Origin of the sequence: Sinorhizobium garamanticum, assembly GCF_029892065.1 — a bacterium.
Lineage (GTDB): Bacteria > Pseudomonadota > Alphaproteobacteria > Rhizobiales > Rhizobiaceae > Sinorhizobium > Sinorhizobium garamanticum.
In genome coordinates this window covers 466,736-487,139 of the sequence record NZ_CP120373.1, presented here as the reverse complement: position 1 = coordinate 487,139, position 20,404 = coordinate 466,736, and the positions used below count along the sequence as shown (strand labels likewise).

Sequence of the window (20,404 nt, the reverse complement as noted above, 5' to 3'; positions counted from 1 at the left end):
CTATTTCTGCTTTTTGCCGAGGCTGGGCCCGCTGTTTGCGAACTTAACCTGACTTCCCTGCACAGCGGTAACCGGTGCCACCGCCTTGTCTTTTTTTGGCTTTCGAACTTCACGATTGCTTCTTGCTTGGCCTTTAGCCATTTGGTCCTCCTGGATTTTCGGTTGATTTTCGGCTGCAGCTTTCAATACAGCGGCATCGCCGTACGTTGCCTCACTCAGCAAAAACGTAATGTTCCGCCACGAAGGCAGGAAAGGCCTTCGCGCGGCGTTGCCGAATTGAATCGCTTGATGCGCGGTGCGACCGCTGATTCGGCTTTACGAATTTGCTGAAGCCGAACGTTTTCGCCGTATCCAAATCCGCTAACGCTGACGAGGTTACGAGCGGTGATGTGAACGTGGAGGTCGGAAGACAGGCTGTCCTCCTTTCGTTGGGGCCAGGACACCGAGGCCCCGAAGCAGCAGCGCCCGGAAAATGGCTACTGAAGTTGACAGCATGCGCTCTTTAAAGGGCACAGGCAATGGGCCATTGTCATCAAATCCGGACTCGACCGCTGGTTTTAGACGCACAACAAACAGATGCGGCCGGTCATTGCGGTGGCGTCGAATTCACCGCTGCATGCTAGCACCCAAGAGGGTTCAGCCCGTCAAGAGCATCCCCGGGGCAGCATCGGATAGTTTCGGGCATGATGCTCTCCCTGTTTCTAGGTCGAGGCAGAGGTGGTGTTGTCGTGAGATCTAGCCATGATAGGCGATGATGGAGAATGGTGCATTGTGAACCACGACTGAAAGGCGCGCCATGATGCCGAATTATGCACCGGAAAACTGTTACGGCTAGCGATTTATGATATTCGCTAAGCGCTTGAAAACAAAGGAAAAATAAGGAGTGGCTGGGGAACCTGGATTCTCACATGATTTCAAAGGCTTAACGAAAGTGCCTTTGAATTCCCTCTGTTTTTCCGTCGCGGGCGACCGTGGATGCCACCTTTGTGCCCTGGCTTTGGGCCTCAGTCAACACGTGCGTAGAGCGGCAATTATTTCCGCTTCTGGGCCCTAAGCGCGCCTTCACTGGCGGGTCGGCACCAGCAGCAATGGGTGGACTGCGGAAGTTCGGCTGTCTCGGCCGATGAGACCGGAATGTGCCCAACAGCGGCCATCGCGCCAAATGGCACAGTTTATAGCTCCAAGCGGCCACACTCACATTCCACCCACAGGTCCCCGTGAACAGGCTATCCGGCTAGCCCGGTCGCTGAGCCGGACGCCGGCACTCGTGCGGCACGTCTCCGCAAATGCTCCCGAAACAAGGTTCGAAGGTCTCGATAGTTCTCGAAGCCGAGGAAGCCGGCGAGCCGGACCACGGTCGTCGGTGACACCGAACAGGCAAGTGCCACCGAATTGGAGCTACCAAAGGCGATTAGTTCCGGAGTGACGAGGGCGCAGCGGACAACCCGTTCAAGCTGATCTGGGAATTCGAGCTGTCTCGAGGCGATCATCGACTTCAGTTCCGAAAGACTGCTTGGTGGTGCACCTTCATTCAGGCCTCGCATCCCCTACTGTTCTCCAGATCTGAGCGGCAACTACGGATGTCCATGTGAATTTGGGCCCACCGTCGTTCGACCCTCAAATTGCCTGCGGCTTGAAGTCACTCGGCGCGACGGGCATCACCCCGTTGAGCAGGGCGACGGATTTCTCCAACCCTTCGAGGCTATTGAGCAGCACGTCCTCGTGCTCGATCGACAGCCAGCCGTCATAGCCTGCCATCTTCAGGCGGTAGCAGAACTGTCGCCACCACTCCTCGCCATGGCCGAAGCCGAGGGTGATGTAGGACCAGCTTCGCGCCGGAATGTCCATGAGCGAGCCGTTCTCGAGGAGCGAAGTTGTTGCCTGGACAGGCGCGTTGAGCATCGTGTCCTTGGCATGGACGTGATAGACGGCCTCGCCGAGTGCTTCGGCGACGACGAGGGGATCCGCCCCCATCCAGAACAGATGCGATGGATCGAGATTGGCGCCGACGATCGGGCCGACGGCCGCCCGGAGCTTCAGAAGCGAGGGAACGTTGTAGACGCACTGGTTGCCGTGAAGCTCGAGCGCGATGCGCTCGACGCCATTCTCCTCGGCGAGTGCCACGGTCTCGGTCCAGAAGGGGAGGAGCTTGTCCTCCCACTGGTAACGCAGGATCTCCTGCGTTTCCGGCGGCCAGGAAGAGACGACCCAGTTCGGCATCAGATCGCCGTTACGTCCTGCCGGCAGTCCGGACATGGTGCAGACGGTCTTGATCCCCATCTCGCCGGCGATGCGGATCGTGTCCTTGAGGCACTCGCCCTGCTCGGGTTGGGTCGGATGCAAGGGATTGCCGTTGGCGTTCAACGCAATAATCTCGAGCCCGCGGGTTTCGAAGGCGCGAGTGAAGGCGCGGCGAGCATCGGCGCTTGCCTTCATCGTCTTTAGGTCGAAGTGCGGAGCGGTCGACCAGCCGCCTGTGTTGACCTCCACGCCCGAGACACCAAGGCGCGCGGCGCTGTCGAGAAGCCCGTCGAAGGTCATTCCGCCGAGGCTGTCGGAAACGAAGCCGAGTTTCATCTCTTTAATCCTTTAATGCTTGTAGAGGGACGGCTTTTCCGCTCCCGCAAGGGTGACGCGCGCGCCCTTCTGAAGGGCTTCGACGCCCGCTTCCGCAACGCGCGCTGCGCAGTAGCCGTCCCAAGCGTCCGCCGCGATGGGAGGGAACTCCCCGGTTCGGACGAAATTGAGAAAGGCCTTGTTCTGAAGCCGATAGGCTTCCGCAAATCGCGGCCTCCAGTCCGGCGCATAACGCTCGTAGGACATGAGCCGGCCGTTCTGTCGCGTATGGATCGGCGCGTTGAGAAAGACTGACCCCTTTTCGCCGACGAGCTCACCGCGGACGTCATAGCCGTAGGCGGCGTTGTTGTTGATCTCGATGTTGACCAGCTGGCCCTTGTCGGTCTCCAGGACCATGAAGACCGGCGCTCCCGTCCTGGAAGCGTCTATCCCGGCCGGCTGGAAGACGGAGATCGCCTTGTAATCGGCGCCGAGGACGAACCGTGCGACATCGAACTCGTGGGGGGCAGAGTTGGTGATAGCCATCCGGCCCGTGAAGTTTGCAGGCGCTTCCACGTTCCGGTGGAAATTGTGCATCATGATCGCGGCCCCGAGGGAGCCGTCGTCCAAGGCCGCTTTCATTTCCCGATAGGACGGATCGAAGCGGCGCATGAAGCCCAGTTGGACGAACTGCCGGCCGCGGGACACTTCCGCCTCGATGACGTCCTGGCACTCCTTCGAGCTTTGCGAGAGTGGCTTCTCGCAAAGCACGGGCTTTGCAGCCTCGATGGCCGCAAGCGCAAGCGGCGCATGGGTTTCGTCGGGGCTGGCAATCAGAATGGCATCAACGTCATCGCGTCTGATGGTGGCAAGCGGATCGTCCGAGACGTCACCTGCGCCGTATTCGTTGGCCGCCTTGCGCGCACGCTCCTGCGAGGCGTCGCACACAACCTGCAGCGAGGCTCCCGGAAGATCTTCGGCGACAATGCGGGCGTGATCGGCCCCCATGATACCCGCGCCTATGATCGCTACTCTGACAGACATTTTGAACCCTTTACTTGCGAAGCGCCCATTGCCGCAGCGATCGGTCGCCGTAGGCGGCGAGTACCACGATGAGACCAAGGACGAGGATGAACCATTGTGGACGGACGCCCGTAACCACGAGATAGGATTGGATGGAGGACAGAACGAAGGCCCCCATCAGCGCACCTGGCAGCGAGATCCTGCCGCCGGCGAGCAGGCAGCCGCCAAGCACGCACGAGGCAATCGCCTGCAGTTCCATCAGGCGCCCCATCGAGCCGTCTGCGAAGCCAAGCTTGCCGGCCTCGAGCGTGCCAGCGAAACCCGCCAACATGCCGCACAGGACAAAAGCGGACAGTTTGATGCGATCAACGCGAACGCCACGCGAATGCGCGCTTTCGGCGGACCCGCCAACGGCGAGAAGGCGGTTGCCGAAAGGCGTTGCTTTCAACGCCACCAGGAGAATAACGGTCAACGTCATGAGCCAGTAGAGCGCGGTGTTGAAGCCCAGGAAGTCACCGCCGCCGAGGACGAAGTAGGTCCAGCCCTTGCGCGCTGCATAGGGAATAGAGAACGAAAATCCCTCGGTCAGAGCGATGGCGATGCCGCGGAAGATCATCAGCGTCCCAAGCGTGATGATGAGGGATGGCGTGCCGGTTCGGGTGACCAGCAAGCCGTTGAACAGTCCGATCGCGGCGCCGACCAACACCGTAGCAACTGCGGCGATCGACGGGTCAACCTGGGTCGCAAGCCAGAGATAGGCCAGCGCGCCCATGCCGAAAGTCGAACCGACCGAGATGTCGATCTCGCCCGTCCCGATCACCAGAGCGACGCCGAGGCTCATCAAGCCTAGCGTTGCCGTCACCTGCAGGATGGTGCCGATATTGTAGAGATTGGCCCACCGACCGTCCGATGTTGAGGCGAAGATGACGATCAGAACGGCGCCGATCAGGATGATCCCGATCTCCGCGTGACGCCGAATAAGAGGTTTGGCGGAGGAGAGAGCCATCAGACCGCCTCCCGCTTTTCCACGACGCGCCCGCCCTGGCGGATTACCTCTTCGAGTTCTTCCGCCGTCATGGAATCCGTCGTTGCGTCCGCGACCTTTTCGCCATTCTCCATGATCACAATTCGGTCGGCGAGCCTGTGCACCTGGAAGATGTCGTGAGTGATGTAGATGACGAGCAGGCCCTGCTCCTTGAGCTGGACGGCGAGCTCGTTGACGTGCTCGCGTTCGCGTACCGACAGATGGTTGGTCGGCTCGTCCATGATGACGACCCTGTTCTTGAATTCGACCGCGCGACCGATCTTCACGGACTGACGTTCTCCGCCTGACAGGCGTTCCACCTCGTCGTCCGCGGAGACATTTGCACGCAAGCCGAATTGCCGGATCACGCGTGTAGACTTCTCTCGCATCTTGCCCATATCGAGGAAGGGGATGCCGAGAACACGCTTAACCGGCTCGCGTCCGAGATAGAAATTGCGCGCGATCGACAGGTTGTCGCAGAGGCCGACGGACTGCTGAATCGTCTCGATGCCCTGGTCGATCGCAAGCTTCGGGTGAAATTTCTCCACCTTATTGCCATCGAAAAAGACCCCGCCCGACGTCGGGGCGTAAATGCCGCAAAGGACGCGGATCAGCGTTGTCTTGCCGGCGCCGTTGTCGCCGACCAGGCCAATCAGCTCACCGGCGTGAAAGTCCACCGAGACGTTCTTGAGGGCGTGGAAAGCGCCGAAGTGGAGATCAAGGTTCTTCACCTGAATGAGGGGGGTGCTGTTCGCCATTTTGATGTCCTCCCGCGTCAAACGCTGTGTCCGAGGAAACGGGCCAGTTTCTGATTGAAGATGATCGCCACGATGAGCACGACACCGACGAAGGTGATGTACCAGGACGAGGGCGCGCCAAGAGCGATGAGTTCGTAGCGGAAGCTGACGACGATGAGAGCTCCGAGTACGGCTCCAATGATCGAGCCGCGTCCGCCAGTCAGCAGGCAGCCGCCGATGACCGCGGCAGAAATGGCCTCGAGCTCCATGTTTTCGCCGAGCGTGACATGGGTTTGCGGCTGGTTGCATAGGGTCAGGATGCCGGCGAATCCGGCGAGCAGCGAGCAAAGGACGAAGGTCCAGATCTTCACTCGGTCGGTGCGAACGCCGCGCGATTCCGCGCTTTCGCGGCTTCCCCCGGTGGCCAGAAGGCGATTTCCGAAGGGTGTGGCCCAGAGGACGATACCGAGAACGGCGGCGACCACGACAAGCCAGAATATGGCCGCTTCGACACCGAACAGTTCGCCGCCGAACAGACGGGTCACCGGATGGATGCGTGCATCGGCTGAGAAATTGTGGACCGAGCCACCCGTCCAGACATAGATGATCCCGCGGACCGCAAAGAGGCCGCCGAGCGTCACGATCATCGACGGCAAGTGCCCCTTCACCACGGCAAACGCCTGAAGAAGGCCGACGAAGGCAGCCATGACCAGCGCTATGACGAGCGATCCGGGCACACCGAAACTCGGTTCCAGCGTGATGAAGGCAACGCCAGCCAGCCCGTAAACGGAGCCGACAGACAGGTCGATTTCCTTCGTCATGATGACAAGGGCCTGGCCCATGGCGACGAAGGACAAGATGGCTGTGAACTGCGTGACATTGGTGATGGTCTGGGCGGTCCACCAGCCGGAAAAGTCGATCAGGGAAAACACGACAAGCATGACGACGACGCCGATGATCGCGCCGAAGCCTTGGCTTCGCACAAGCTGTTTCATGACACTCTGCTCGCTGGTTTCAATGTGCGATGTCAGGCGCACAAATGGGTCGGGGCAGCCGGCGCTCCTCGTCGCAGCCGGCCGCCCCTCCGGGAGGAACCCTTACCAGGTGTTCTGCTCGTCGTAGGCCTTGTCGCCAAAGACGCCGCGGACCAGTTCGGCCCACTTGTCTGCGTTATCCTTGTTGATGATCACGGGACCGGTCAGGATATTCGACTGCGGCGCGTAGCCGAACTCCTTGTTCCAGTAGAGCCATTCCATCGGAGCGTAGCCCTGCAGCCAGAAGCCCTGGCTGTTCGTCGCCAGCACATGCCCGGCGCGCACGCCCTCGATCGAAACCGGACCCTCGTCAACCGTCAGGACAGTCACGCCCTTGTCGTCGACATCCGGGTCGAGCTTCATCTCATTGGCGACACCCCATGCCCAGGGTGAAGACCAGCCAGCAACCGTGAAGATGTAGTTGGTGTCCGGGTTGGCCTGCAGGAAGGACTGCAAGGTGTTGCGTGCCGTCGCCGGTTCGGCGCCGATGAAGAGTTCATCAACCTTCGCGCCGGCCTTCTCCATTGCGTCCTTCATCCCGGCACAACGAGCCTTGAGACCCTGGTGGGCGGAGTCATGGCTTGCGCAGACGACATGGGTCGGTTTCGGGATTTCGCCGGCTTCTGCCTTTTCGAGCGCGTATTCGCCGAGCTTCTTGCCCGTGAGATATTCGTCGCCGCCGACATAGGTCAGGTAGGGAATGCGCTCGCCCTCAGGCCGGCCGTCCGGAATATTGAAGGCAACGACCGGAATGCCGGCTTCGATGGCCTTGCGCAGCGGCCCTTCGAAGGCATCGGAACTGACGATCGGCACGGCGATGCCATCGGGCTGGGTCGAGATAGCCTGCTCGAGAAGGCGAACGTGTTCCTGGACCGAATAGTTGTTGGTGGAGATGTATTCGGTTTTGACGTTCGGATATTTCTTCTCGAACTCCTCCATCGACTTCGTCAGCCAACCCATGTTCGGATCGTTCGATCCGATGTGAGAGACCATGACGAAGCGATATTGCTTTTCGCCGTCCTGCGCATTGGCTATGCCTCCAAGTGCGGTGGCGGCCATCAAGGCAGAAAGCAGAATCGAATTTCCGAATTTCATGGGGTTCCTCCTCCGTTAACGATGTGATTATCTGGATTGAAATCACATCAGACAAGGAAGACGGAGGCCATTTTATGATGCGAAATACATCAGAAGATCGATGTCGCACAACATAGTGGCAAGCCGTTCAAAAATTTGGCGTTGCGATGAGTAATGACTTCCGAGATGATGTTTTTACCATCAGTTTTTAGGCGGAAACTGGAGAAAGCTGTGATCGATCACCTGCAAAATCGGACATGGAAAGGCCCCAAAGTCCAGGAAATTGCCAAGCTCGCAGGAGTCGGTCCCGCGACGGTCGACAGGGTCCTTAACAACCGCAGCGGCGTCCGAGAACGAACGAGAGCCCGCGTCCTGGGGGCGCTCGAAAAGCTGAAGAACGAAAGCGCGGACCGCGACATCCCTTTGCACATTCGTCTATTTTGTGACTCCGGCGAAACCTTCAATGCAGCAATGGCGGCCGCTGTAACTGAGGTCAACCGAACCCTTGCCGGCATCGAGATTGAGGGAGATTACCTAACCACGAGCGAAGTCGAGCCTTCATCGTTTGCGCGCCGGATTGAGCAGGAAGGTAGCGCCGCGGATGGTGCCGTAGTCATCGCTCGCGAGCATCCGGCGATCAACCGCGCGATACGCAAGCTGCGGTCCATTGAAATTCCCGTCGTCTGCCTGACGACCGATCTGCCGAGTTCCCGTCGCAGCGTCTACATAGGCAATGACCAGTATGCCGCCGGCAGCGTGGCCGCTCTGTTGATCGGCAATGCGCTTCCGAAGGAGCGTAACAATATTCTGATCGTCATGAGCGTGGCGTTCCGCTGCCAGCAGGAGCGTGAGATGGGGTTTCGAAGGGTGCTCCGTTCCGATTTTCCATACTTGAAGATCGAGGAACGTGTGATTTCTGACGACAGGCCGGAGAGCACTTGTGAGCAGTTGACCCGCTATTTCGAGGCACATGGTCACCCGGCCGCGATCTACAATGTCGCCGGCGCTAATCGCGGCGTGGCAGCGGCACTGGAGCACGCTGGAAGGGCCCGTGACACAATCTTCGTCGGCCACGAGTTAACCAACCACTCGCGAAACCTGCTGGAATCCGGGGTCATGGACTATGTCATTTCGCACGACTTCAGCGGCGAGCTGGCGACAGCCGCCAAATGGATCCGTGACAACGTCGGGGGCGTAACCGTGGAGCCGTCCTATTCGCAGATCCTGGTGCACACCCGATACAATTGCGGTCTGTGACGAAAAAGACTACCGGGTAATGGCGGAGATCTGGGCAGGGGCGTGGAATCACCTCACCCGCGTATCGCCTGAGCGAACGTCTCCGAAGAGCTCCAATCGAGCCATTCATGGCATCTGCCTTCGCTGACCGTTTTGGGTCGACTGCTGACGATGAATGTCATTTCCTCGCAGCAACGGGAACGTCTTCACCTCGACACACCGGATTAGAGAAGCGCCGCCCGCAGGATCGGACCCGGGACCGACTGTCCCCAGCGGTTCTGCTCGATCAAGCCTTTCTCCAAAACCGCTCGGCAACCCCGCCGCCGATTACAGTCAGCAGGACAAACCCGATCAGGCTCACAGTTTCCGGAAGAGCTTCTAGCGGCGGCAGCTCTCCATCTTTGGGGCGAAAACCAAAGCAAAGTGGATTTGCTCCTGGCCTGCATCCACAAGCTCCCAGCCGACGAAGAAATTCAACCGCGCCACGGAACTAGCCGGCAAGTTCATGCCGATTGGCGAGGGCGCGCGCGGCCCGTTCGCCAAGCAGTTTTTTGTGCGATTCACCTCCGGAAGGGTCGCGGCAGGCTCGTTCAGGAAAGTTTCCTTTATCCTGATTCAATCGCCGCCAATGAGATGCTTCCGTGGGACTTGAAGACCATTCTCAACTCCTGTGTTCTCACCACGATCGTGGTAGCCGCTCGGATCGTGTTGTCGAACCTGAGCTCAGCGAGCCTTCTCTTTGCGCCATGCCTCGAACTTAGGCAGATATTCATCCTTGGTCCGGGGGTAAAGACCTATAATCGGCTCGCCAGCCCTTACCTGATCCAGTACAAAGTCTTCATAGCTCTCCATTCCGGTGCATTCCTCGGCGATCTCGTCGGCGAGATGCGCCGGGATCACCATGACGCCGTCGCCGTCTCCAAGCATCACATCGCCAGGAAAGACCGGGGCATCTCCGCAGGAGATCGGCACGTTGATGTCCAACGCCTCGTGTAGCGTCAGGTTGGTCGGTGCGGATGGTCGCTGGTGATAGGCCGGCATGTCCAGCTCGCCAATACCCTCCGCATCGCGAAAGCCGCCGTCGGAGACGACGCCGGCACAGCCGCGCACGGCCAGCCGAGTGACGAGGATGGAGCCGGCGGACGCTGCCCGCGGGTCCTTGCGGCTGTCCATCACCAGCACATGGCCGGCTGGGCAGGTCTCCACCGCCACCCGCTGTGGATGGTCGGCATTGCGGAAGACAGTGATTGCATTGCGGTCCTCGCGCGCCGGAATATAGCGCAGCGTAAAGGCCTGGCCCACCATGTTGACACCCTTCCAGGAGACGGGATGGACATTCTGGATGAACTGATTGCGCAGGCCGCGCTTGTAGAGGGCGGTTGCCACGGAGGCCGTCGACACCTTCATGAGCTTGGCGCGTGTGGCATCAGACAATATATAGTCGGACATGGAATGCTCCTGATCTGGTCAGTTGATCGCCGGTTCATCGACCCTGGGGCCGAAATCCGTCTTGAGAAAATCGAAGTCGCAGCCCTTGTCAGCCTGCTCGATATGTTTCGAGAACATCAGGCCGTATCCGCGCCCGTAGCGCGGGGCCGGCGGCGTCCAGGCGGCGCGTCGTGCCGCCAGCTCATCGTCCGACACAAGCATATTCAGACTGCGTGCGGGAATATCCATCTGGACCATGTCGCCGGTCCGGAGCAGCGCAAGTGGTCCACCGACATAGGCCTCGGGAGCCGCATGCAACACACATGCCCCGAAAGATGTGCCCGACATGCGGGCATCGGAGATGCGCATCATGTCGCGCAGGCCGAGCTTCAAAAGTGCCTTCGGCATGGGGATCATGCCCCATTCCGGCATACCCGGCCCGCCTTGCGGGCCGGCGTTTCTCAGCACCAGCACCGTATCCGGCGTCAGCGGATAATCCGGATCGTCGATGATCTTCTTCAGTTCAGCATAGCTGTCGGCCACCAGCGCCGGTCCCTTGTGCCGGTGGAATTTCGGGTCGCAGGCCGCTGGCTTGATCACGGCGCCACCAGGGCAAAGATTGCCCTTCAGCACGGCGAGCGATCCCTCGTGATAGACCGGATTGGCGAGGGGCCGGATCACATCCTCGTTCCAGACCTTCACCGCTTCGAGCCCATCGGTCAGCGGTCTGCCGGTAACCGTGATCGCGGAACTGTCGAGCTTTTTACCAAGCTGCTTCATCAGCGCGCGCAGGCCGCCGGCATAGTAGAAGTCCTCCATCAGGTAATTGCTACCGGATGGCCTGATGTTGGCGATGACTGGCGTGGTGCGGCCTATCCGATCGAGATCGTCGAGTTCAAGCGGAATGCCAGCCCGTCGCGCCATGGCGATTACATGGATGATGGCATTAGTGGAGCACCCCGTTGCCATGGCCACCGTCACTGCATTCTCGACCGCCGCTGGCGTAACGATCTTATCCGGCGTGAGGTCTTCCCAGATCATCTCGACGACCCGGCGGCCGCATTGGGTCGACATGCGCTGGTGGCTGGCATCAGCGGCAGGGATAGACGAGGCGCCGGGCAGGGAAAGGCCCATGGCTTCAGCGATCGCGGTCATTGTCGAGGCCGTGCCCATGGTCATGCAATGACCGTAGGAGCGAGCGATGCCGCCCTCGATGCCCTGCCACTCTTCTTTTGAGATCGTGCCGGCGCGGCGCTCGTCCCAGTATTTGAAGCCGTCTGTACCGGAGCCCAGATACTTGCCGGCATGATTGCCGCGCAGCATCGGTCCGGCCGGCAGGAAGATGAAGGGCAGGCCCATGCTGAGCGCGCCCATGATAAGGGCAGGCGTAGTTTTGTCGCAGCCGCCCATCAAAACGGCGCCGTCAACAGGATGCGAGCGCAGCAACTCCTCGGTTTCCATCGCCAGCAGGTTACGGTAAAGCATGGTCGTCGGCTTGACGAAGTTTTCCGAAAGCGACAGCGCCGGCAGCTCCATGGGAAAACCACCGGCCTGCAGGACGCCGCGTTTGACCCATTCCACGCGGTCCTTGAAATGCATGTGGCAAGGCTGGGCATCCGACCAGGTGTTGAGGATCGCGATGATAGGCCGGCCCTCCCAGTCCACCGGATCGTATCCCATCTGCATGGTCCTCGAACGGTGGCCGAAGGAACGCTGATCGTCCGGCACCATCCAGCGGGCGGATCGCAGTTGCTCGTAGGTCTTTTTCGGTGTCATTGACGTCTCCGGCCGGTCTTCGACCGCATTGGCTTCGTCAGAAGCGGATTTCGTTTGATGTGATGAATGCCTGCAGTGCCGCATGCTGGGATGACGTGAGCGGCCAGGCCGAAGGCGGCCGGGTGGTGCCGCAGTCATAACCGATTGCTGCCAGCGCCGCCTTGACCCCAGTTACATTGGTGCCGTTCAGTTCCTCGGCGCGAATCTCCTCAAAGGCTCTCATACCGGTGATCAGATCGTTGGCCTTGCGGTAGTCTCCCGCTTCCAGCGCCGCGTGGATAGCAACCGAGCGCTCGGGCCAGACATTGATCAGCCCAGACGTAAAGCCCCGTGCGCCGACCGCATAGAAGGCTGGAGCCCAGACTTCGGCCAGTCCGCCGACCCAGATGATGTCGGGATCGGTGGCGGCGATCGCCTCGGCCAGTTTCAGCGGATTCGGCGTCGCCCACTTTACGCCGACGACGGAGGGCAGTTTGCAAAGTTCCCTTACGGCTTTGATGCCGATGGCGTCGTTGCGCAGGTAGAGCACGACGGGCAAGCCCTCCGCGGCGTCGGCTACGGCTTTCACATAGTCGGCTAGGCCACGAGGGGACGAGAACGGATCCGGCGGCTGGTGGATCATCAGGGCTGCGGCCCCAGCTGCAATCGATGTTCGCGCCAACCGGCACGCATCCCGTACGCCTCGACCGACGCCCGCCAGAAGAGGGACGCGTCCGCCGATATGCTCGGCCGAAGCGCGTACCATGGCCTCGGCCTCCTCGACCGTCAGGGCATAGAATTCGCCCGTATTGCCGTTCGCGACCAGAACGTGCACGCCCGCTGCTATCGCCTTGTCAACAATCGGCTTTTGTCGACCGGGATTTATCTCCCCGGCGTCATTATAAGGTGTGACGAGGATGCCGGAGATGCCTGTCAGGGCCGTGCGTAGATTTTCGGTCATCGGCTGCTTCCTTATCTCGGTAAAATTCGCACCGGGTCACTCCGTGAAGGCTTCGTCGCGCTTGCGGCTGATCGAGGGAGAAAGCACTAGGCCCAGCACGATCACGGCGACGATCAGCAACGAAAGGCTGAGCGGGCTGCGCACGAAGATTGTCGGATCGCCCTGGCTGATTAGCATGGCGCGGCGAAGGTTCTCCTCCAGCATCGGCCCCAGGATGAAGCCGAGCAACAGCGGTGCAGGCTCGAAGCGCAGCTTGGAGAGCGCAAAGCCGACGACGCTGAAGCCCGCCATGATAAAAACGTCGAAAACGCTGTTGTTGATGCTGTAGGCGCCGATGCAGCAGAAGCCGATGATTGCGGGAAACAGCAAGTGATAGGGAATGGTCAGCATTCGTACCCACAACCCGATCAACGGCAAATTGAGGATCACCAGCATCAGGTTTCCCGACCACATGGAGACTATCATGCCCCAGAACAAATCGGGTTCCTCGGAGATGACGTTGGGGCCGGGCGTGATGCCCTGGATGATCATCGCGCCGACCATCAGGGCCATGACCGGGTTACCGGGTATGCCAAGTGTCAGCATCGGAATGAACGAGGTTTGCGCTCCGGCATTATTGGCAGATTCCGGCGCCGCGACTGCCTCGATCGCGCCCTTTCCGAATTCGGCCCTGTTTGGCGAGATGCGCTTTTCCAGCGCATAGGCGGCGAAGGAGGATAGCATGGCGCCTCCGCCCGGCAGCACGCCCAGGAACGAGCCGAGCGCTGTGCCGCGCAGGACTGGACCGCGGATGCGCCTGAAATCGTCGCGGGTAAGCATCAGGCCAGTCACCTTCTTTACTCCGACCGAACGCTCATGCTCGTTCTCGAGATTGCGGAGGATCTCGCAGATGCCGAATATGCCCATGCTGACTGCGACGAAATTGAGACCGTCATAAAGCTCTGGGATGCCGAAGATGTATCGCGGCATGCCGCTTTCCACGTCGGTGCCGACCGAACCAAGCAGCAGGCCGAAGGCGATCATGGCAAACGCCTTCAGGAGCGAGCCGCTGGCGAGCGCCACGGATGCCACAAGGCCGAGGACCATGAGCGAGAAATATTCGGCGGGACCGAAGTTCAGGGCGACCGCGGCGAGCGGCGGGGCAGCGACCGCAAGTAGTATGGTCGCCACGCTTCCGGCAAAGAAGGACCCAAGTGCCGCCGTTGCCAGTGCTGCACCGGCGCGCCCACGGCGGGCCATCTGGTAACCGTCGATCGCGGTAACGACGGACGAGCTTTCGCCCGGAAGATTGATCAGGATCGCCGTGGTCGAGCCGCCATACTGGGCCCCATAGAAGATGCCGGCGAGCATAATTAATGCCGACTCCGGCTGCAGTCCAAAGGTGATTGGCAACAGCATGGCGATCGTCGCAGTCGGTCCCAGCCCCGGCAGAACGCCGATGGCCGTGCCGAGCAAACAACCGATGAAGGCATAGACTAAATTTATCGGCTGGAAGGCGGTCGCAGCGCCCAGCAAGAGATTGGAAAAGATATCCATCACAGAACTCCTGGCGGATGTTGTCGGTCAGTTTCCGAGGAAGGGGATCCATGGCCCGAAGGAGCTGACGGGAAGCGACAGAAGCCGTGTAAATAAGACGACCGAACAGATCGTCATGAACAGTGCGAGTGCGATCGAATGACGCCAATCGGCATATTTGCTGGCAGAGCTGACCGTGACGATCATCAGGAACATGGTCGGGACGAGTCCGAGGCGAGATATTGCCAGCCCGAAGAACACCGGCGCCAAGATGACCAGCGCGTAGGCCTTCCAGTTTGCGGGCGCATCCGGTTCGCCCTTGACGGTAACCACCAGAGACTGAACCATGATGAGAACTCCGATGCCGATCAGCAGCAGGCTCAGCATGACGGGGAAGTAGCCGGGTCCCATCTGGAACGAGTTCCCGACATCGAGGTCTCGCCCGAACCAGATGAACAGTAGGCTGACGATGACCATCGCCGCGCCGCCGACAAAGTCGCGACCGTTTCTAATCTTCAACATGGCTTCACGATCCATAGGTCAGAAAGCACCGGCCGACGCGATGCGCCGGCCGGTGGGAAATGTCACTGCAGCGGGACGTTCGCCGCCTTGATGACCTCTGCCCATTTGTCGGTTTCGCCCTTGATGAAGGTGGCAAATTCCTCGGACGTATTGCCGACCGGTGTTGCGCCCATGCCTTCGATCTTCTCCTTCATGGCAGGGTCGTGAAGGATGGCCTGAACTTCCTTGCTGAGCTTCTCGACGATTTCCGGTGGCGTGCCGGGAGGTGCGAAGAGGCCGTGCCAGGAGGTTGCCTCAAAGCCGGGAATGACGCTGTCCATGGTCGGGACGTCGGGCAGGAGCGATGCCTTATCGAGGCTGGTCACCGCGAGCGCGCGCAGCTTGCCGGCCTTGACCTGCTGGGCTGCCGTCGGAATGTTGTCGAACATGAAGTCGATATGGCCGGCGACCACGTCCATGATCGCCTGACTGCTGCCCTTGTAAGGCACGTGGGTAATCTTGACGCCTGCCCTGGTGGCAAGCAATTCGCCGGCGAGGTGGATAGAAGTGCCCACACCTGACGACGCGTAGGTGTGCTTGCCAGGCTCCTTCTTCAGCAGTTCAATCAGTTCCTGGACGGAATTGACCGGCAGCTTTTCCGGATTGACTACCAGAACGTTCGGCATCCGGGCGATCAGCGATAGCGGCGCAAAGCCCTTTTCTTTGTCATAGGGCAAGGTCTTGAACAGGGTCTGGTTGATCGCATTGGAACTGACCGTTCCCATGCCGATCGTATAGCCATCGGGCTCAGCGCGGGCGAGGTCGCCCAGACCGACATTGCCGCCAGCTCCCGGCTTGTTCTCCACGATGAAGCGCTGGCCGAGGCGCTTGTCCAGTTGTTCGGCCACGAGGCGGCCGAAGGTATCGGTATTGCCGCCAGCGGCAAAGGGAACAATGACCGTTACGGTCTTCGAAGGATAGTCCTGGGCGTGGCCTGCTGCTGCCACTGCACAGATGCATGCGGCTATGGCCGCGAATTTGATGAAACGCTTTAAGGGCATGAATTCCTCCTCCCGCTTTGGCGCTCAGCGCACATTGGAAACCTATATTCCGACTCCTCGCTCGGAATGAAAGCGCTTTCATCTTACCAATTTAATTTTGTCTCGCAAGACTTGGCCGCATCCATTTTTAATGAGTAACTTCAGTTACTTGGGTGAATATTGGAAACTTTTTTACCGGAGGACTTGATAAACGACGAAATGAAAGCGTAAATCATTTCAATTTGGGAGACGGTCATGTCCAGACAGGAAAGTAGCAGCCAAATAGAGCGACCCAGCCCCGTGACGCTGGCGGACATCGCCAGGCTTGCAGGCGTCTCTCCCGTAACGGTTTCCCGCGCGATCAACACGCCGCGCCTGGTCAAGCCGAAGACGCTTGAAGCTATCGAACGCGTCATCGCCAGGACAGGCTATGTGCCGAACCTGCTGGCCGGTGGCCTCGCCTCGCGACGGACACGGCTGGTGGCGGCAATCGTTCCATCGGTATCCAGCACGATCTTCGCTGAGGCGATCGAAGGTTTGAATGCCGAACTCGTCGCGGAAGGCTATCAACTCCTACTGGGCCTGTCCGGCTATGACCAAAAGCGGGAGATGGAACTGACGCGAGCCATCCTCGCACGACGTCCCGATGGCATAATCCTAACCGGCATCACTCACCTGAAGGAAACGCGAGCGATGTTGTCAGGGGCGGGCTTGCCAATCGTTGAGATCTGGGATTCGACGCCGTCACCGCTCGATACCGCTGTCGGCTTTTCGCACCATGACGTCGGGGCTTTGGTGGCCGAATATCTTATGGCGAAGGGGTATAGCCGATATGCGCAAATCGGCGCCAACGATCCTCGCGCCATTCAACGCAGAGATGGGTTCATAAAGCGGCTCTCTGGCGTCGCGGCGGTGGAACTTCCTCATATCGAGATGAACTCGCCGTCGACCTTTAGCGACGGGCGGAAAGCACTGAGTCAGTTACTCTATCGGGGATCGGGATCGCTAGCTGTATTTGGAAGCTCCGATGTGGTCGCGCATGGGGCGCTGACGGAAGCCATAGCAAGGGGGTGCAGAGTTCCGGAGGATGTCGCAATTGTTGGGTTCGGCGACTTCGACTTCGCGCCTCACACTTATCCGTCATTGACAACGGTCCGCATCGACCGGCGCATGATCGGCACAAAGGCCGCGCGGTCAATACTAAGAAAAATTTCCGGCGAGACTGTCGAGCCCATGATTGAAATCGATTTTGAGATCGTCGCGAGGCAGTCCGCTTGATCGCCGATCGCCGATCGCGACTTGGGTGCGGATAACGGGCTGCCACTGGTTCTGGGAGAACGAGCTTGAGGTAAAGCAACATCCGAAGGCGAACGGTTGCGCTCGTTAGACGACTGGTTCAACCACTGGCTCAGCCGTCGGCCGCTGATCATGCCGCACGAAGTGCTGCGCATGCGCAGCGACGAACAGATCGTCTTCACATCAGGCAATCCGCCGCTCAGATGCGGGCGCGCGATTTTGTTCCGGCGTGAGGACATGAAGGCCTGCGTCGGGACGAACCGGTTCCATGGAAACGGGGCGCGCGCCAGATCAGGTGCAGCGAGCGTCACCGTAGCCGCGCAGGGGTCAGGGATGGGGCGACGCAACCGCCGAATGCGGCGACCAACGGCACTTCTACCGGCACCACCGAACGACGCTCAAGGCGGCAGTTCGCTGTCAATTTCACAAGTGAAACGGAGCGCTCAGAAGAAAACCAGAGTCGGCCGGAATGTCGCGGTCGGGTGGAAAGCCGCCGGCCATCACGGTAGATTGCGACCGCTTCCATGCGCCGGCAAGCGGCCACTCTTCGGATATAAGAACTACACCGAAGCATCTTCTTCCACGATGACGCGCACGGTATCGAGATCAAGCCCTTCAAGCGTTCTCGCATTCACCGCGCATTCAGGGTAGTCCCCTCGCGGTGTCCAGGCGACTACACATCCACATTTTGAGCATCGGTGAAAGGTGATGTATTTACGCCCCCAAACATACACCTCAGTCGGCCCCGTGAAGGAGACTTCCTCCACCTTGTAGTAGGCCCACCAGGCACCATAGCGACGACAAATCGAGCAGTGGCATTCCGTCACATCGCAGGCAGGCGGGGCACCGATAGCTGAACCGCTCCACAGTGACACTTGCCATGCGCAGTCTGTGTCATAGGCACTACCCTGTTTTCTCAAGCTAGACTAGCAGGCAGGAACTGCGCGACTCAACGGCCGTTTCGGGTCGATCTTTCGGTTCCATCCGTCGTGGATGGGCCTTTCAAGTTCCTCACAGGTCGCGAGAGGGTGGAAAGTTCACATTGCTGCCGTGGATCTGAACGCGCAGAAAGCGCCAACTTGCGCCAGAGCGATGGTGAACCCGAGCGACCGCGTGGGTCGGACCCTGCCCTTGTGAAACGCCGAGACTGTCGCATTTTTAACCTGCTGGATGCATCGCGTCTCTAAATCGCTTTGACATAGCGCGCAGGAAGCGTTTGCATGCCGCAGCCGAGCGGCAACGCGAGCACGAACCCTACTTGGCAGGGTTCGTATTCCAGATATCCCGATGCAGTCGCCACTCGCCGTCGTCGCCCTTCTTCCATACGACAATGTATTTGCCGATTTCCTCGCTGGTCTTGCCGTCCTTGCCGGGAATCTTGATAGAGTAGGTGCCCTCCTCATACGCGAGATTGCCACTCTCCTCGACCTGCGCCGCTTTCAGTGTCAGATCGGTCAATCCGGCATCAATCCAGCTCTGCCACATCTTCTGAACGCTTTCGCGGCCGGCGATCCGGTTCTCGTTGGGAGGAAACGCTACTGCGTCTTCGGTATAGTGTTGAGCCAGGCCTTTCGCATCCTTAGCGGCAAACTTGGCGACGAAGTCGGCATTGTTCGCCTCTATGCTTGATTGGGCTGTCTGGGCACCGGCAGGTTCACCGATAACGAGTGCGATGAAACAAAAAGACGCTAGAAAGTAGCGCATCGAAATCCTCCCCTGGACGATTCCGGCACTTGTTCTTGGCCGATGGGCACAACTTTATACCGGCAGCCTCGTCAGAGCAAACAACGCTGCGCGGTTAAGTCCTAAAGTTGTTGGAAATTCAGGGAGGGGCGCATCCTTTGCTGAGGGATCAGAGCCCATGCCAGTTGGCGCCGGCCGACGAATGGAACAAAAGCCAGGCTCGGCGCATGTAGCCGGTCACCTTCAGGGTGTTGGCCCCAAGCCTGGTGTCGAGACCTTCTGGGCGCTCTCGCTGACCCGCTCGACAATTGAGTGCGTACCCGTAGCCGATCGCACCGGCGATCAGCAGCCTGATCGCGGCTTAACGACTACCCTAGTGGCTAAAATCTAACGCTTGGTACCGGTGTCGTAGCCCGCTCTGGGTAAGAAACGGGTCGTTCCCCGGGCGAGCGAACGTCCGGAAAGGGTCACAAGTTTCCGTAGCCGCGCTCCGAAGGAAATTGGGTCCCCAGCCAATTTTCGTGCGATCGTAGATTGCGACATCGGAGTAGCGCGAGGCTGCGGCTACCGGCGCGGAAAAGGTAGCATGTGGCTGTAAAATCTGCAGAATTTTTGGAGACGATCGGCAGATCAGAATGGGGCGCTACAGGCGTAAATTGTGCCTACCTGGGGACCTTGGGTTCGAACCAGGACTAACGGAGTGAGAGTGTTCCACCCACCGTTGAAAAGGCTCATCTTTTTTGCTGCATGTCGCGTCTATGTCGGGTCGATCGCGAACAGGGCATGCTCGGCTGCCGCCATTTCCGCTGCTTCATCCACTGTCGGGAACAGGTGCCCATAGGTGTCGAACGTGACCTGAATGGAGCTATGGCCCATTCGCACCTGAACGGCCTTAGCCGTCAGCTCTAAGCCTCCATCTGCCTTCCGGTTGATGCACCAGCTCGCGAACCAATGGCGTAACGCATGAAAGCCTGAATACTTCGGCGCAAGGATCGGCTTTCCATCCTTGTCCAATTCGTCGGTGGTGGTGGTGACGCCCGCGGCGATCAGAATCGGCCACAGACCGCGCTTGAGCATGTTCTGGTGGTTCTCGATGTTCCCGACCGAATTGGGGAAGGCAAGCCCGGCCTCGCTCTTGGGGCAAGCCAACTTCCATTCCTTCAGTGTGTTGACGGCGATCGGGGGCAGGGGAACGGTTCGCTGCCCTGCTTCGGACTTTGGCATCCCGACATCGCCATAGCGGTCGGCTCGCTGCCTCACGTGCAGGATTGCTTGCTTCAGGTCGACATCTTCCCACCGCAGTCCGCGCGCCTCGCTGGCTCGGATGCCAGTGAAGATCATAGTCACCAAGAGCGGGCGATATCGGCCGGTAGCAGCGTCGAGAATGGCCCGGATCTCAGCATTGGTCGGAATGTCGCCGCGAACGTGGTGCGCTGCTTCATCGACGGCGTCCTGCAGTCGATCAGCAACACCAACACCGCGACGCTGCCTAACAGTTTCGATGTCGGGCGAGCTTCCACCGCCCCCGACAACTGTTCGTG

General features: G+C 59.6%; 17 protein-coding genes and 2 pseudogenes. 3 read left to right on the top strand and 16 right to left on the bottom strand.

All coding sequences use genetic code 11. The annotated features are described in order from the left end of the window. The 8 genes from PZN02_RS02360 to PZN02_RS02325 all read right to left on the bottom strand — a co-directional run bounded on the left by PZN02_RS02360 (position 1) and on the right by PZN02_RS02325 (position 7,469). Positions 1-141 carry a hypothetical protein gene (locus PZN02_RS02360; RefSeq protein WP_280660036.1) on the bottom strand — a complete coding sequence of 47 codons (141 nt, stop codon included), beginning with the start codon at positions 139-141 and terminating at the stop codon, positions 1-3. A 1,085-nt stretch (positions 142-1,226) separates the two neighbouring features. Beyond that, positions 1,227-1,490, bottom strand: a complete 264-nt coding sequence (locus tag PZN02_RS02355) for a MurR/RpiR family transcriptional regulator (protein WP_280661360.1) — start codon at positions 1,488-1,490, stop codon at positions 1,227-1,229. 127 nt (positions 1,491-1,617) lie between these two features. Beyond that, a complete protein-coding gene (locus PZN02_RS02350) occupies positions 1,618-2,577 on the bottom strand; it encodes a sugar phosphate isomerase/epimerase family protein (protein WP_280660035.1) in 960 nt (319 codons plus the stop codon). Positions 2,578-2,589: 12 nt separating this feature from the next. Then, entirely contained in the window at positions 2,590-3,600 is a 1,011-nt protein-coding gene (locus tag PZN02_RS02345) for a Gfo/Idh/MocA family oxidoreductase (protein WP_280660034.1), read from the bottom strand. Positions 3,601-3,610: 10 nt separating this feature from the next. Continuing rightward, complete coding sequence (locus tag PZN02_RS02340; protein ID WP_280660033.1) at positions 3,611-4,585, bottom strand: ABC transporter permease; 975 nt, start codon at positions 4,583-4,585, stop codon at positions 3,611-3,613. After that, the gene (locus tag PZN02_RS02335; protein WP_280660032.1) at positions 4,585-5,361 is read right to left on the bottom strand and encodes an ATP-binding cassette domain-containing protein; all 777 of its coding nucleotides are present in this window, start codon (positions 5,359-5,361) and stop codon (positions 4,585-4,587) included. Before PZN02_RS02335 ends, PZN02_RS02340 begins: the two co-directional genes overlap by 1 nt. Positions 5,362-5,378: 17 nt before the next feature. Then, positions 5,379-6,335, bottom strand: a complete 957-nt coding sequence (locus PZN02_RS02330; RefSeq protein WP_280660031.1) for an ABC transporter permease — start codon at positions 6,333-6,335, stop codon at positions 5,379-5,381. 102 nt (positions 6,336-6,437) lie between these two features. After that, entirely contained in the window at positions 6,438-7,469 is a 1,032-nt protein-coding gene (locus PZN02_RS02325; RefSeq protein ID WP_280660030.1) for a sugar ABC transporter substrate-binding protein, read from the bottom strand. 153 nt (positions 7,470-7,622) lie between these two features. Here PZN02_RS02325 and PZN02_RS02320 point away from each other — a divergent pair, with 153 nt between their 5' ends. Beyond that, the gene (locus tag PZN02_RS02320; RefSeq protein WP_280660029.1) at positions 7,623-8,705 is read left to right on the top strand and encodes a LacI family DNA-binding transcriptional regulator; all 1,083 of its coding nucleotides are present in this window, start codon (positions 7,623-7,625) and stop codon (positions 8,703-8,705) included. Between the two features lie 702 nt (positions 8,706-9,407). Here PZN02_RS02320 and PZN02_RS02315 read toward each other — a convergent pair. The 6 genes from PZN02_RS02315 to PZN02_RS02290 form a co-directional block, all read right to left on the bottom strand. Further along, positions 9,408-10,133, bottom strand: a complete 726-nt coding sequence (locus PZN02_RS02315; RefSeq protein WP_280660028.1) for a ribonuclease activity regulator RraA — start codon at positions 10,131-10,133, stop codon at positions 9,408-9,410. 18 nt (positions 10,134-10,151) lie between these two features. Beyond that, entirely contained in the window at positions 10,152-11,888 is a 1,737-nt protein-coding gene (gene araD, locus PZN02_RS02310; RefSeq protein ID WP_280660027.1) for an L-arabinonate dehydratase, read from the bottom strand. A gap of 37 nt (positions 11,889-11,925) precedes the next feature. Next, positions 11,926-12,828 carry a dihydrodipicolinate synthase family protein gene (locus tag PZN02_RS02305; protein ID WP_280660026.1) on the bottom strand — a complete coding sequence of 301 codons (903 nt, stop codon included), beginning with the start codon at positions 12,826-12,828 and terminating at the stop codon, positions 11,926-11,928. A gap of 36 nt (positions 12,829-12,864) precedes the next feature. Then, complete coding sequence (locus tag PZN02_RS02300; RefSeq protein ID WP_280660025.1) at positions 12,865-14,364, bottom strand: tripartite tricarboxylate transporter permease; 1,500 nt, start codon at positions 14,362-14,364, stop codon at positions 12,865-12,867. A 27-nt stretch (positions 14,365-14,391) separates the two neighbouring features. After that, positions 14,392-14,865 carry a tripartite tricarboxylate transporter TctB family protein gene (locus PZN02_RS02295; protein ID WP_280660024.1) on the bottom strand — a complete coding sequence of 158 codons (474 nt, stop codon included), beginning with the start codon at positions 14,863-14,865 and terminating at the stop codon, positions 14,392-14,394. A gap of 62 nt (positions 14,866-14,927) precedes the next feature. Continuing rightward, positions 14,928-15,905 carry a Bug family tripartite tricarboxylate transporter substrate binding protein gene (locus tag PZN02_RS02290; protein WP_280660023.1) on the bottom strand — a complete coding sequence of 326 codons (978 nt, stop codon included), beginning with the start codon at positions 15,903-15,905 and terminating at the stop codon, positions 14,928-14,930. A 234-nt stretch (positions 15,906-16,139) separates the two neighbouring features. On the opposite strand from PZN02_RS02290, the gene PZN02_RS02285 reads away from it, so the two are divergent. Together PZN02_RS02285 and PZN02_RS02280 are read left to right on the top strand one after the other, a co-directional pair. Further along, positions 16,140-17,162, top strand: a complete 1,023-nt coding sequence (locus PZN02_RS02285; protein WP_280660022.1) for a LacI family DNA-binding transcriptional regulator — start codon at positions 16,140-16,142, stop codon at positions 17,160-17,162. 129 nt (positions 17,163-17,291) lie between these two features. Beyond that, positions 17,292-17,450: pseudogene (locus PZN02_RS02280) on the top strand (type IV secretory system conjugative DNA transfer family protein); the annotation flags it as partial. 984 nt (positions 17,451-18,434) lie between these two features. Here the strand turns inward: PZN02_RS02280 and PZN02_RS02270 are convergent. Together PZN02_RS02270 and PZN02_RS02265 are read right to left on the bottom strand one after the other, a co-directional pair. Next, entirely contained in the window at positions 18,435-18,884 is a 450-nt protein-coding gene (locus PZN02_RS02270) for a YybH family protein (protein ID WP_280660021.1), read from the bottom strand. Between the two features lie 735 nt (positions 18,885-19,619). Continuing rightward, a pseudogene (locus PZN02_RS02265) lies at positions 19,620-20,363 on the bottom strand (tyrosine-type recombinase/integrase); the annotation flags it as partial. Positions 20,364-20,404 lie beyond the last annotated feature (41 nt).